Origin of the sequence: Brachybacterium sp. ACRRE (assembly GCF_022346485.1) — a bacterium.
Taxonomy (GTDB): Bacteria; Actinomycetota; Actinomycetes; order Actinomycetales; family Dermabacteraceae; genus Brachybacterium; species Brachybacterium halotolerans.
Genome location: NZ_JAKRMO010000025.1, coordinates 40,396 through 53,448, shown reverse-complemented (window position 1 = coordinate 53,448; position 13,053 = coordinate 40,396). Strand labels below are relative to the sequence as shown.

Sequence of the window (13,053 nt, the reverse complement as noted above, 5' to 3'; positions counted from 1 at the left end):
CCCCCGGAGGACGACGCCCCTCCGCCCGAGGACGAGGGCGAGCCCGAGGGGGCCTGGACCCCCGCGGCGGTCGAGCCCGCAGCGCCGTCGGCGGCTCCGCGCGGCCCCCTCCCCGATGTCTCCGATCTCGTCGAGGGTCTCAACCCTCCCCAGCGCGAGGCCGTCGAGCACCGCGGCAGCCCGCTGCTGATCGTCGCGGGCGCCGGCTCGGGCAAGACCCGCGTGCTCACGCGACGGATCGCCCATCTGCTGCGCACGAGGGAGGCGCTGCCCGGCGAGATCCTCGCGATCACCTTCACGAACAAGGCCGCCGCCGAGATGCGGGAGAGGGTCGAGGAGCTCGTCGGCCCGGCGGGGCGCGGCATGTGGGTCTCGACCTTCCACTCCGCGTGCGTGAGGATCCTGCGCCGCGAGCATGCGGCCGCCGGGCTCAAGAGCTCCTTCACGATCTACGACTCGGCGGATTCGCTGCGGCTGATCACGAACATCGCCAAGGACTTCGGGCTGGACACGAAGAAGAATCCGCCCCGCGGGATCGCCTCGAAGATCAGTTCGCTCAAGAACGAGCTCGTCGACCCCATCGACTACGCCGATCAGGCGGAGAGTGCGAAGAACCTGTTCGAGAAATCCATCGCCCAGGTGTTCACCGCCTACACCGAGCGCCTGCGCCAGGCGAACGCGGTGGACTTCGACGACCTCATCGGGCTGACCGTCGAGGTGCTGCGCGAGAACCCCGCCGTGCGCGAGACCTACCGCCGGCGCTTCCGCCACGTGCTCGTGGACGAGTACCAGGACACCAACCATGCCCAGTACTCCCTGGTGCGCGAGCTCGTGGGCGACGACCCGCGCGCCGACCTCACCGTGGTGGGCGACTCCGACCAGTCGATCTACGCCTTCCGCGGGGCGACCATCCGCAACATCGTCGAGTTCGAGCAGGACTTCCCCTCGGCTCGCACGATCGTGCTCGAGCAGAACTACCGCTCCACCCAGAACGTGCTCAGCGCCGCGAACGCGGTGATCGAGGAGAACCAGGGGCGGCGCAAGAAGAACCTGTGGACCGACCAGGGCGAGGGCGAGAAGATCACCCTCTACGTCGCCGACGACGAGCAGGCCGAGGCCCGCTACATCGGCCGGCAGATCGACGCCCTCGTGGACGCGGGCCGCCGCGCGAGCGACATCGCGATCTTCTACCGCGCCAACGCGCAGTCCCGCGCCCTCGAGGACCAGCTGATCCGCGTGGGCCTGCCCTACAAGGTGGTCGGCGGCACCCGCTTCTACGAGCGGCGCGAGATCAAGGACGCGATCGCCTATCTGCAGGTGCTCGCCAACCCCGACGACGAGATCAACCTGCGTCGCATCCTCAACGTCCCCAAGCGCGGCATCGGCGACCGGGCCGAGGCCGCGATCGCCCTGCTCGCCGAGCAGGACCGCATCAGCTTCGGCGACGCCCTGCGCCGGGCCGACGAGGCCCCCGGCATCGCCACCCGCTCCCTGAACTCGGTGCGCACCTTCGTCTCGATGCTCGACGACCTGCGGGAGCTCTATGCGAGCGGCACCGGTCCGGCGGAGCTCGTCGAGCAGGTCCTCCAGCGCTCGGGCTACTACGCCGAGCTGCAGAACAGCGACGACCCGCAGGACGAGTCGCGCCTGGAGAACCTCGCCGAGCTCGTGGGCGTGGCCAGCGAGTTCGAGGCCCAGACGGAGGCCGCCGCGGCCGCCGCGAGCGAGTTCGAGGACGACGATGACGACGGGGACGCCGGGACGGCCGACGGCGGCACCGCCCCCGCCTCGCCTGGCGACGACTCCGACGGCTCGGCCCTGCCCGCGACCGACGACCCCGAGGCGCCGCTGCTGGACCAGTTCCTCGAGAAGGTCTCCCTCGTGGCCGATGCGGACCAGATCCCCGGGCAGGAGGACCAGTTCGTCACCCTGATGACGCTGCACACCGCCAAGGGCCTCGAGTTCCCGGTCGTCTTCCTCACCGGCCTCGAGGACGGCACCTTCCCTCACCAGCGCACGCTCGCCGACCCCGACCAGCTCGAGGAGGAGCGGCGCCTGGCGTACGTGGGCATCACCCGCGCCCGCGAGAAGCTCTACCTCACGCGCGCCCAGATGCGCGCGACCTGGGGCGCCCCGCAGTTCTTCCCCGGCAGCCGCTTCCTCGACGAGATCCCCGAGCCGGTGCTCGACGTCGCGCGCGCGGGCTCCTCCCTCTCGGGCATGGGTTACGCGGGATCCGGTGGCTTCGGGAGCGGCGGCTACGGGGGAGGCGGCTACGGCGGCGGGCACGGAGGCGGCCGCGGCGGCTCCTCCCGCGGGCCGTCCTTCAGCGGCGGCGCCGGAGGCGGCCGGCGCGACGTCACGCGCCCGTCCTTCGGCTCGGGTCGCAGCGCGCGCTCCGCGGCGGACATGCCCTCGCTCGTCGTCGGCGACCGCGTCACCCACGACACCTTCGGCATGGGCACCGTCACCGAGGTCACCGGCCAGGACGAGAAGACCCAGGTCGAGGTCCAGTTCAAGGCGCCCCACGGCACCAAGCGCCTGCTGCTGCGCTACGCCCCGCTCACGAAGCTCTGAGCACGGGGCGGGCCGCGCTCACGCCTGCCCGGAGTCGTCGAAGACGTCGATGCTTCCCGCGTAGTTCGCGACCCAGACGCTCGCGGTCGTCGGCTCGTAGGCGACGCCCACCGGGTTGCGGCCCACGCTCTCGCGCTGGACCTCGGTGAAGGTGTCGACGTCGAACTTCGAGACGGAGTCCTCGTAGTAGTTCACGACGTAGAGCGCGGTGCCGTCCGGGGAGATGTCCATCGAGCGCGGCTCGCGTCCCGTCGGCGCCTCGCGCAGCACCTCGCCGCTCGCGGTGTCGAGCTCGAGGAGGCGGTCCGAGCCCGCCTCCGTGAGGTACATGCGGGTGGCGTCGGGGGAGAGGACCAGGTGGCGGGGCTTGCGCCCGGTCTCGCGCACGAGCTCGCTCGTGCCGGTGGGGATGTCCAGACGGAACAGCTCGTCGGCGTACATCGCGGTGACGTAGGCGGTCTCGTTGTCCGGGAGCACGACGATGCCCCGCGGTGCGGAGTCCACGGGGATCTCCGCGGTGACCTCGGCGGCCTCGAGGTCGACGACGGACACGGTGCGGTCGCACCAGTTGGAGACCAGGGCGAGGGACCCGTCGGGGGAGAGGGCCACGAACTTCGGCACCCGCCCCACCTCGATCGTCTGGTCCCAGCTCATGGTCGCCACGTCCAGGCGCAGCAGCGCGCTCCGTCCAGTCGCGTCCCCGTTGCGGCAGTCGTCGTTGCCCGAGGCGCCGTGTCCCTCGCCCGTCATCTGGTACTGCGAGACGTAGGCATAGCGGCCGTCGGCGGTCCAGGCGGCCTCGACCGGCGCGCCCCTGCTGGTCCCCGGGTACTGGGGGAATCCGAGCGCGGACATGTCCACCGTGTCCGGGACGGTCGCGGCGAGGCTGCGATCGGCCGCGTCGTAGAGCGTGACGGAGTGGCTGTACAGCATGTTGTTCGCGAGCACGTGCCCGTGGCCGCTGGCCACCACGGACTTCGGGGTGATGTCCCCGGTGATCCGCTGCCGGTCGCTCATCCGGGTCTCGGAGGATGGCCCGTCGAGGACGCGGGCGGTCGCGGTCGGCACGCCCTCGGCAGGACCGGACGGAGTGCCCGACGGCTCTCCCAGCAGACCGCCGTCGCCCCCGGTCGTGCCCCGCCGGTGCTCCACGAGGCCGACGACCGCGATCACCAGTGCGAGGCACAGCAGCGCAGTGAGCAGGGGGAGCACGGCGGGCCGACGGGGATCGGTCTCCGCGTGCAGGCCGGCGAGCCGCGTCGATCGCCGGTTCCGTGGGCTCATCGCCGCCGGGTGCGCTCGTGCTCGCGCAGGGGCTCGCGGTCCCGACGCTCCGGGTGCTCCGGGCGGCGCGCGTCGGAGCTGCGCTCGTCGGCCCGCCCGTCCTCGTCCACCTCGTCCTCGTTCTCGTCGAGCTCGTCCTCGTCGTCCGCCAGTCCGAAGCCGACCCACAGCGCCCAGCCGAAGCGGATCACCATGAGCACGAGCACGATCGCGAGCACGGCGGTGAAGGGGATCTGCACGCCGGTGCGGGTGACCACGAACCAGATCACGCCCAGCGAGGCGCCCATGATCACCGCGTCGCGCAGAGCCGAGAGCAGGCGCTGCCCGATCCGCGCGCGCTTGAGGTGGCGCCGTGTGGCCTCGGTGTAGACGGCGGCGTCCCGGCGGTAGCGACGGCCGCGCTCGCGCATGTGCTCGCGGGACTCGCGCGTGCCCTCGTCGGCCGCCTTCGTCGCCGCTCGCGCGTAGGCACCCGCGCGCTCGGTGCTGCGGCGGGTGGAGTCGCGGGCCTGGCGGGCGAGGTCGGGCGCCTGCCGACGGGCGGTGTTGCGCGCCGCCTTCGCGTAGGTCCTCCAGCTGCTCATGGATCCTCCCTCGCTCGTCCTGCGGGCCGCCCCGTCCCGCGCTCGGTCTGCGTCACCGTCACCCTGCGTGCTCGCCGTCCCCGTCGGCCGTCAGCGGCCGTCAGCGGCCGTCGTCCCGCCAGCGGATGTCGCCGCCGCCCTGCCGTCGCCGGCCCTCGCGGGTCCCGCCGCGCCGCTCGGGGGCGTCGAGATCGTCGCGGGGGTCGTACCGGCGGGGATCGCGGGAGCCGTCCTGCGCGCGGCGCCGGGCGCTGCGCGCACGCGCCTCGCCGATGTAGGAGAGGCCCACGTTCAGCGCGAGGGTCAGCGCGATCGAGAGCACGAGGCCTGCGACGCTCGAGCGGACGCCGAACACGCGCAGCAGCATGAACAGCACCAGGACCGCGACGAGGCTGAAGCCGATCTGGTCGCGGATCCGGCCGGTGAGACTGCGGGATCGTGGGGCCACGGTCACAGCGTAGTCGTGCGGTGCTGGGACGGGGGTCCGCGGCGATATGGTGGAGGCGTTCGAGGGGCGGTTCGAGGGCCGACGAGGGCCCGCCGCCCGCCTACGACAACGGAAGGACGAACATCCGTGGACCTGTTCGAGTACCAGGCCCGCGATCTCTTCGAGAAGCACGGCGTCCCCGTGCTCCCCGGAATCGTCGCGGAGGACCCACAGGCCGCCAAGGCCGCCGCTGAGACCATCGGCACCCCGGTCGTGGTCGTCAAGGCCCAGGTGAAGGTCGGAGGCCGCGGCAAGGCCGGCGGCGTGAAGATCGCGAAGTCCCCCGAGGAGGCGGAGCAGAAGGCCTCCGAGATCCTCGGCATGGACATCAAGGGCCACACCGTGCACCGCGTGATGATCGCGGGCGGCGCGGACATCGCCTCCGAGTACTACTTCTCCCTGCTGCTGGACCGCGCGAACCGCAACTACCTGGCCATGTGCTCTGTCGAGGGCGGCATGGAGATCGAGCAGCTGGCCGTCGAGCGCCCGGACGCGCTCGCGCGGGTGGCCGTGGACCCCAACACCGGGATCGACGAGGCGAAGGCGAAGGAGATCGTCGAGGCCGCCGGCTTCGACGCCGAGACCGGCGCGAAGGTCGTCCCCGTGCTGCAGAAGCTCTGGGACGTCTACAGCGCCGAGGACGCGACCCTCGTCGAGGTGAACCCGCTCGTGCAGACGGGCTCCGGCGAGATCGTCGCCCTGGACGGCAAGGTCACCCTCGACGACAATGCCGAGTTCCGCCACCCCGACCACGGCGACCTCGTGGACACCGCCTCCGAGGACCCGCTCGAGGCGAAGGCCAAGGCCCTGGACCTCAACTACGTCAAGCTCGACGGCGAGGTCGGCATCATCGGCAACGGTGCGGGCCTGGTCATGTCGACGCTGGACGTCGTCGCGTACGCGGGCGAGTCGCACGGCGTGAAGCCCGCGAACTTCCTGGACATCGGCGGCGGCGCGAGCGCCGAGGTCATGGCCAACGGTCTGGACGTCATTCTCGGCGACGAGCAGGTCTCCGCGGTCTTCGTCAACGTGTTCGGCGGCATCACCGCGTGCGACGCGGTGGCCAACGGCATCGTCGGCGCCCTGCAGAAGCTGGGCGACGCCGCGACGAAGCCGCTCGTGGTCCGCCTCGACGGCAACAACGTCGAGGAGGGGCGGAAGATCCTCGCGGACTTCGCGCACCCGCTCGTCACCCAGGCCGACACCATGGACGGCGGAGCGGCCAAGGTCGCCGAGCTCGCCGCAGGAAAGTGAGGGACCGTCATGTCGATCTTCCTCGATGAGAACAGCAAGGTCATCGTCCAGGGCATGACGGGCTCGGAGGGCATGAAGCACTCCCAGCGCATGCTCGACTCCGGCACGAACGTCGTCGGCGGCGTGAACCCCCGCAAGGCCGGTCAGACCGTGTCCTTCGAAGGCGGCCACGAGGTCCCCGTCTTCGGATCCGTCGCGGAGGCCATGGAGGCCACCGGCGCGAACGTCTCCGTGGTCTTCGTGCCGCCGAAGTTCGCCAAGTCCGCCGCGATCGAGGCCATCGACGCCGCGATGCCGCTGCTCGTGGTCATCACCGAGGGCATCCCGGTGAAGGACTCCGCCGAGTTCTTCAACTACGCGAAGGACAAGGGCACCACCCGGATCATCGGGCCGAACTGCCCGGGCCTGATCAGCCCCGGGAAGTCCAACGCGGGCATCACCCCGGCGAACATCACCGGCCCCGGCAAGCTGGGCCTGGTCTCGAAGTCCGGCACGCTGACCTACCAGATGATGTACGAGCTGGCCGACCTCGGCTTCACCACGTGCATCGGCATCGGCGGCGACCCGGTCATCGGCACCACCCACATCGACGCCCTTGAGGCGTTCGAGAACGACCCCGACACCGTGGGCGTCGTGATGATCGGCGAGATCGGCGGCGACGCCGAGGAGCGCGCGGCCGCGTACGTCAAGGACAACATGTCCAAGCCGGTGGTCGGCTACGTCGCGGGCTTCACCGCCCCCGAGGGCAAGACCATGGGCCACGCGGGCGCGATCGTCTCCGGCTCCGCCGGCACCGCGCAGGCGAAGAAGGAGGCCCTCGAGGCCGCGGGCGTGAAGGTCGGCAAGACCCCGACCGAGACGGCCGACCTCATGCGCGAGATCATCTCGGCCCAGGCCTGAGAGCGGCTCCGGCCGCTCGGGCCCGATCGGGTCATGCGGCCGACGGACGGGCGGGCACCCCAGCGGGTGCCCGCCCGTCCGTGCGTCGGGGGCAGGACGAGGGCCGAGTGCCCTGGCCGGCCCCCGCCGGCGGACGCGCGCCGGCGTGCGCGTCGGCCGACAGCGCAATCGCTGGGGGAGTGTCGGTCTGAACAGGTACGGTAGAGCCCGTCGGAGGAACCAGGAACGGAGCAGCATCCATGAGCAGCGATCTTGTCGACACCACCGAGATGTATCTCAAGACGGTGTTCGAGCTTCATGAGGCGGGCATCCCCCCGATGCGCGCCCGGATCGCGGATCGGCTCGGGCACTCGGGGCCGACGGTCTCGCAGACCGTCGCCCGCATGGAGCGCGACGGCCTCCTGCACCTCGACGACGAGCGCCGCATCATGCTCACGGACAAGGGCCAGGCCATCGCGACCGACGTGATGCGCAAGCACCGTCTCGCGGAGCGTCACCTCATCGAGCAGGTCGGGCTGCCCTTCGAGCTGGTCCACGAGGAGGCCTGCCGCTGGGAGCACGTCATGAGCCGCGAGGTCGAGACGCGCATCGCCCAGCAGATCGCCGCGCCCTTCATCGACCCCTACGGCAACCCCATCCCGGGTCTCGCCGAGCTCGGGATCGACACGTCCGGCGAGACGGGCGTCACCCCCGAAGGTCAAGATTCGGCAAGCTGGCACGGCACCCTGGACCGCGCGCTGGGCGGCTCGGGTTCGCTCGAGCTCCGTCTGCGCCGGATCGGCGAGACGGCCCAGACCGACGTCGACCTCCTGCGCGATCTCGCTGGTCACGGCATCCTCCCGGGCGAGACCTTCCGGGCGGAGCGGACGCAGTCCGGCTTCCGGCTGCAGGGCGACGGCGCCGAGCCGATCATCATCGACGAGGACACCGCCGGTCAGCTCGTGGTGACCCCCGCGGCGGCCGAGTAAAGAGTCGGCAAGGTCTTCCCCAGACCTTCTCAGGACGCTGGGTGCGGGCGTTCAGGAGTCCTTAGGGTCGAGGGCGTGCCGATCGCGGAACGATCGGCCGACGCCCACCGAGTTCGGCGCGCAGCGCTTCGGATCGGGCAACTGAAGACGAAGCCGAATCTCCGCTCCGGCGGAGGCCCAGGGGAGCCCTCACGTGTCGAAGACCGCGATGAACACGCACCGCCGAGCCATGCGCCCGGTGACGCCGGCCGTCCGTGCCGGCCGCACCGCCGCCGGCGCTGCGATCGCCGCCACCATGCTGTTCGGCGGGTCCGCCGCCGCTACGGCCGACGGCTCGACCCAGGCCGACGGCGCCGCGCAGGCCCAGGGGAACGCCGCCCCGGCCGTGCTGGAAGCTCCGACTGGAAAGACCGAGATCCCGCAGGAGACGAAGGGGGCCTCCAACGCGGTCCTCAAGTCCTCCAAGGTCGATGGGCTCACGGGCGAGTCCGCTGCCGAGCTCCAGGAGCAGGCCCGCAAGGCCGCGGAGAAGAAGGCCGCCGCCGAGCGCGCCGAGCAGGAGGCCAAGGAGAAGGCCGCCGCCGACCGGGCCGCCCAGGACGATCAGGCCCAGGACGACCAGTCCCAGGACCAGCAGAACGACCAGTCGCAGGAGAGCACCTCCTCGCAGTCGACCTTGAGCAGCTCCTCGCACTCGAGCTCCTCCAGCTCGAGCTCGTCCTCCTCGAGCAGCTCCTCCTCCAAGAAGTCGTCGAGCTCCTCGGAGAAGACGTCCAGTGCCCCCGCCGCCTCGAGCGCCTCGGGCAACGGCATCCTCTCCACGGCCCGCAGCGGTATCGGCACCCCCTACGTGTTCGGAGGGACCAGCACGAGCGGCTGGGACTGCTCGGGCTTCACCCAGTGGGTCTACGCGCAGAACGGCATCAGCATCCCCCGCACCGACTCGGCCCAGGCCGCCGGCGGTCGCGTGATCTCCAAGTCCGAGGCGCGCCCCGGCGACCTCATGCGCAAGCCCGGCCACGTGGCCATCTACGCGGGCGGCGACATGCTGATCGACGCCGGCAACAAGCGCGTCGGCACGACCGAGCGCCACATCTACTCGGGCTCCTGGACGTACGTCACGTACACCCACTGATCATCCCTGACATCCCCCGCGTCGCACGTCGGCCCCGCACCCCTGGGTGCGGGGCCGACGTGCGTCCGGGGAGAACCCGTGCGGACCGGGCGAGGATCCAGGTCGACGTGCGACCCTTGCGCGATGCCTGACCGGACGCCCGAACGTTCCCCAGAGGAGGCCATGAGATGAGCGCACTGCGACAGACGGCGAGCGTCCTGCTGCTCGTCCTCGCCGCCGTGGTCGGCGCGAGCTGGCTGCCGGGCACCTGGCTGCAGGACCGCGTGGTCGACCGCGACGGCTTCCTCGAGATCGCCGAGCCGATGGGGGAGGACGCCTCGACCCAGCACGCGCTCACCGATGCCGCGGTCGACGAGCTGCTCTCGAGCGACGTGATCCCCTCCTCGGTGCGCGGCGCGGTCGCGCCCTACGCCAAGGAGCAGGCGGCCTCCTTCACGACCACGTCGGCCTACCAGGAGATGTGGGATGCCTCGATGGGCTCGGTGCACGACGGGCTCTTCGCCTCGGGCGACAGCCCCATCGAGGTCGACCTCTCGCCCGCCGTCGACTCCTTGATGGACCCGATCGAGGAGAAGCTGCCCTTCGGGATCACCCTGCCCCGTCCCGACCATCCCACGGCCACCCTCACCACGATTCCCGACCTGCCCGCCCTGCGCGCGGCCGCTCAGGTGCTCCCGTACGCGTCCTGGGCGCTGCCGGTGATGATCGTGCTCATGGTGCTCGCACTGATCATCGCCGATCGCAGGCGGGCTGCTCTGCTGGGCGCCGGGATCGCGACCCTCGTGGCGGGCGCGATCGGTCTGCTGCTCGCCGCCGGCATCGGAGCCCTCGTCCCTGCGTCGATCGACGGCGCGGGGTTCCTGGGGCCGATCGTCCAGGGCTTCGAGGCACGCTTCAGCGCCGACATCGCTCCGCGTGCGACCGTGATGACCGGCGTCGGCGCGGGGATCATCGTGGTGGGTGCGGTGCTGCTCGCCGTGGTGCGCAGGCCGGTGCGGCGCCGGTGATACCCGCCCCGGAGTCGCCGTGATGCGGTGGGCGGGCGGGCACCGCTCAGCCGGAGGTGGGATCTCAGTCGTCCGCCGGAGGCGCTTCCGCGCCGCGCGGGCCGGCTGTGCCGTCCCGCTGCGTGTACGCGCTGACGAGCGCTCGGAGGTCTGCGATGAAGAGTCGCAGCCAGAAGATCGAGGCCACGATGACGAGCACGAGGGCGAGCTGACTCATCCACGAGTGCAGGAGTCGTTCACCGGGCCACCACAGCCACAGGAACCCTGCCAGCACCACGGGGCGCGCGATCACCTTCAACCACAGCAGGCGCAGACCGTCCTTGCTCATGTCTGCCACCGTAGCAAGCTGTCTGGTCAGTCCTCGGCGCGGCCGTTCCGTTTCTTCGCGCGGCCACGCGCGAATATGAAGTCTCCGAGGAGACTCAGGACGAACTCGATCATGATGCCCACCCGGACACACGAGCGGTGACGAGAACGTGCTGCGCCGCAACGACTGAGTGACCTGCTGTTTCTCTGGTGCCCCCGGCGCGATTCGAACGCGCGACACCCGCTTTAGGAGAGCGGTGCTCTATCCCCTGAGCTACGGGGGCGGAACCGCCGACCATCCTACGGTACGGAGGGCCCGGGACTCCCGCCCGGGCGCATGGCAGGATCGAAGCGTGAGCACCTCCACGCTGACCGTCGCCCTCGCCCAGTACGCCGTCGACGCGGACCCCGCGCGCGCGACCGAGCGCGCCGTGCGCGCCCTTGACGAGGCGGCTGCGGCGGATGCGCGGCTCGTGGTGCTCCCCGAGGCCGCTCTCGCCCCCTTCGGCACGGATCTCGCCGCCGCTGCGCGCGATCATGCCGATGCCTTCGACGAGGCGATCACCGCGACCGCGCAGAGGCGTGATCTGGTGGCCGTCGCCGGATCCTTCACGCTCGCCGCCGACGGCCGGGTGCACAACACGGTGATCGTCCGCGGCCGCGACCTGCGCGCGGACTATCGCAAGATCCACCTCTACGACGCCTTCGGCGCCCGCGAGTCCGAGACCATCGCACCTGGCGACGCGCTCGTCGCCGTCGACGTCGACGGGGTGCGTGTGGGCTTCGCGACCTGCTACGACATCCGCTTCCCCGAGCAGTTCGTGGCGCTCGCAGGGGCGGGCGCGCAGGTGATCGTGGTCCCCATGGCGTGGGGAGCGGGGGAGGGGAAGGCCGATCAGCTGCGGGTGCTGCAGCGCGCGCGGGCGCTGGACTCGACCAGTCTGCTGCTGGCCGCGGACCAGGTGCCGGCTCCCGGCTGGAGCGGGAGCGCGGCGCGCGGCGTCGGAGGCAGCGTCGCGATCTCCCCGCTCGGCGCGGTGATCGCGGCCGCGGGCGAGGCGGAGGAGCTGCTCCTCGTCGAGGTCGATGCCGAGGCCGTGGCCGAGGCGCGGTCCACGCTGCCCGTGCTCACCGATCGACCGGAGCTCCAGGCCCCCTGAGGCGTCGGCGCCTCGTGCACCGGCTCGCGACGGCGCCTCTTAGCCTTCATCGGCACCGCTCACATCGGCGCCTCCTCGTCACGGCGTCCCTGCCCCCGCACATGCGAACGGCGCCGGACCCGAAGGTCCGGCGCCGTGCCGACGGCTCATCAGCCGTGGGAAGAACTCGGATCAGAGATTGCCGAGGCCGTCCTTCGCCTTGTCGGCCGCATCGCCGATGGCGCCGTCGAACTGATCGGGAGCGGCATCCTGCGCCTTCTCCGAGGCACCGTCGATGCCCTCGCCGATCTTGTCCTTGTTGTCGGATGCGGCGTCCTTGGCCTTGTCGAAAGCGTCGTTGAGACCCATGGGGAAACTCCTCTCGTTCGGCGTCGCGCTCCGGACGGAGCGACGGGATCAGGCTAGGAGCCGGAGCGGCCGACGTGCCAGGTATCGACCGAACACACCGCCCATCTGACGGTCCGTGAGCATTTGGCGCGCATTCCTGCCAATCACAGGCATGATTGGTGCATGGAAACGATCGACCCGGGTATGGCGCCGGCCGCTGTGACACCCCCCAAGGACAAGAGCGGGCGCTGGGACCGTGTGCTCGCGATGCTCGCGACCCACCGCAGCCTGAGCGTGACCGAAGTGGCTCGCGAGCTGGGGATCAGCGAGTCCACGGTCCGCCGCGACTTCGTCGAGATGGAGCGCGCCCAGCTCGCGCGCCGCACCCACGGCGGCATCGTCGCGATCGACGTGGCCTACTCCCTCGCGACCACTCCGCGGGAGAAGGACGGCGCCTCCGCCGACCGCGAGCGCGTGGCGGCCGTCGCCGCGGAGATGATCCGCCCCGGCCAGATCGTCGGCTTCAACGGCGGGCGCTCGACCACGAGCACGGCCCGTCGGGCCGTCTCCCGCCCCGATCTCGACGCGAAGGACGGCACGCCCGGGCTCACCGTCGTCTGCGCGGCCCTGAACATCGCGACCGAGGCCGTGCTGCGCCCCGCCGTGCGCACCGTCGTGCTCGGCGGCGTCGCCGAGCCGTACTCCTTCGAGCTCACCGGTCCGCTCGCGACGGCCACCATGCGCGACCTGTGGCTGGACACCATGTTCGTGGGCATGATCGGCCTCGACATCGATGCCGGGCTCACCTGCAACTCCGATGCCGAAGCGGGGGTGACCCGCACGATGATCGGGCATTCGCGGCGCGTCGTCGGCCTCGCCACGGCCGACAAGTTCGGGCTGCGCGCCCTCGCCGGCATCTGCCCGGTCGCCGCGCTCACCGACCTCGTGATCGCCGGCGACGTCCCGGGGGAGCTGCGCGAGCACCTCGCCGAGCACGAGGTGCGCCTGCACGAGGCGTGAGGACCGCCCGGAGTCCGACGGGGTCCGCCGGAGCCGACCGGGGC

The 13,053-nt window shown here is 71.4% G+C and carries 13 protein-coding genes and 1 tRNA gene; 8 read left to right on the top strand and 6 right to left on the bottom strand.

Features of this window, described 5'->3' with window-relative positions; genetic code table 11:
- Positions 1–2,577 (top strand): UvrD-helicase domain-containing protein (locus MHY49_RS09210; RefSeq protein ID WP_239203702.1); only part of this gene is annotated, 2,577 nt, incomplete at its 5' end.
- A gap of 18 nt (positions 2,578–2,595) precedes the next feature.
- Here MHY49_RS09210 and MHY49_RS09205 read toward each other — a convergent pair.
- The 3 genes from MHY49_RS09205 to MHY49_RS09195 form a co-directional block, all read right to left on the bottom strand.
- Entirely contained in the window at positions 2,596–3,861 is a 1,266-nt protein-coding gene (locus tag MHY49_RS09205) for a YncE family protein (RefSeq protein WP_239203701.1), read from the bottom strand.
- On the bottom strand, positions 3,858–4,445 hold the full coding sequence (locus MHY49_RS09200) for a hypothetical protein (RefSeq protein ID WP_239203700.1): 588 nt from the start codon (positions 4,443–4,445) through the stop codon (positions 3,858–3,860). Before MHY49_RS09200 ends, MHY49_RS09205 begins: the two co-directional genes overlap by 4 nt.
- A 100-nt stretch (positions 4,446–4,545) precedes the next feature.
- Positions 4,546–4,893, bottom strand: a complete 348-nt coding sequence (locus MHY49_RS09195) for a hypothetical protein (protein WP_228357619.1) — start codon at positions 4,891–4,893, stop codon at positions 4,546–4,548.
- Between the two features lie 126 nt (positions 4,894–5,019).
- Here MHY49_RS09195 and sucC point away from each other — a divergent pair, with 126 nt between their 5' ends.
- The 5 genes from sucC to MHY49_RS09170 all read left to right on the top strand — a co-directional run bounded on the left by sucC (position 5,020) and on the right by MHY49_RS09170 (position 10,196).
- Positions 5,020–6,186, top strand: a complete 1,167-nt coding sequence (sucC, locus tag MHY49_RS09190; protein ID WP_228357620.1) for an ADP-forming succinate--CoA ligase subunit beta — start codon at positions 5,020–5,022, stop codon at positions 6,184–6,186.
- A 9-nt stretch (positions 6,187–6,195) separates the two neighbouring features.
- Complete coding sequence (sucD, locus tag MHY49_RS09185) at positions 6,196–7,086, top strand: succinate--CoA ligase subunit alpha (RefSeq protein WP_239203699.1); 891 nt, start codon at positions 6,196–6,198, stop codon at positions 7,084–7,086.
- Positions 7,087–7,325: 239 nt separating this feature from the next.
- Positions 7,326–8,054 (top strand): metal-dependent transcriptional regulator, encoded by a 729-nt coding sequence (locus tag MHY49_RS09180; protein ID WP_239203698.1) that lies wholly within the window; start codon positions 7,326–7,328, stop codon positions 8,052–8,054.
- Positions 8,055–8,247: 193 nt separating this feature from the next.
- Positions 8,248–9,189: a C40 family peptidase gene (locus tag MHY49_RS19185; RefSeq protein WP_370646074.1), complete on the top strand. Its 942-nt coding sequence runs from the start codon at positions 8,248–8,250 to the stop codon at positions 9,187–9,189.
- Between the two features lie 167 nt (positions 9,190–9,356).
- Entirely contained in the window at positions 9,357–10,196 is an 840-nt protein-coding gene (locus MHY49_RS09170; RefSeq protein ID WP_239203697.1) for a hypothetical protein, read from the top strand.
- Between the two features lie 64 nt (positions 10,197–10,260).
- Here the strand turns inward: MHY49_RS09170 and MHY49_RS09165 are convergent, their stop codons facing one another.
- Both MHY49_RS09165 and MHY49_RS09160 read right to left on the bottom strand, forming a co-directional pair.
- Positions 10,261–10,524, bottom strand: a complete 264-nt coding sequence (locus tag MHY49_RS09165; RefSeq protein ID WP_239203696.1) for a hypothetical protein — start codon at positions 10,522–10,524, stop codon at positions 10,261–10,263.
- A 186-nt stretch (positions 10,525–10,710) separates the two neighbouring features.
- Positions 10,711–10,786 (bottom strand) — tRNA-Arg (locus MHY49_RS09160).
- Between the two features lie 69 nt (positions 10,787–10,855).
- Between MHY49_RS09160 and MHY49_RS09155 the strand changes: the two genes are divergently transcribed.
- Positions 10,856–11,662, top strand: a complete 807-nt coding sequence (locus MHY49_RS09155) for a nitrilase-related carbon-nitrogen hydrolase (protein WP_239203695.1) — start codon at positions 10,856–10,858, stop codon at positions 11,660–11,662.
- A gap of 171 nt (positions 11,663–11,833) precedes the next feature.
- Here MHY49_RS09155 and MHY49_RS09150 read toward each other — a convergent pair whose 3' ends face one another.
- Positions 11,834–12,010 (bottom strand): Rv0909 family putative TA system antitoxin, encoded by a 177-nt coding sequence (locus MHY49_RS09150; RefSeq protein ID WP_228357627.1) that lies wholly within the window; start codon positions 12,008–12,010, stop codon positions 11,834–11,836.
- A 198-nt stretch (positions 12,011–12,208) separates the two neighbouring features.
- On the opposite strand from MHY49_RS09150, the gene MHY49_RS09145 reads away from it, so the two are divergent.
- Entirely contained in the window at positions 12,209–13,009 is an 801-nt protein-coding gene (locus MHY49_RS09145) for a DeoR/GlpR family DNA-binding transcription regulator (RefSeq protein ID WP_239203694.1), read from the top strand.
- The last annotated feature ends 44 nt before the right edge of the window (positions 13,010–13,053 follow it).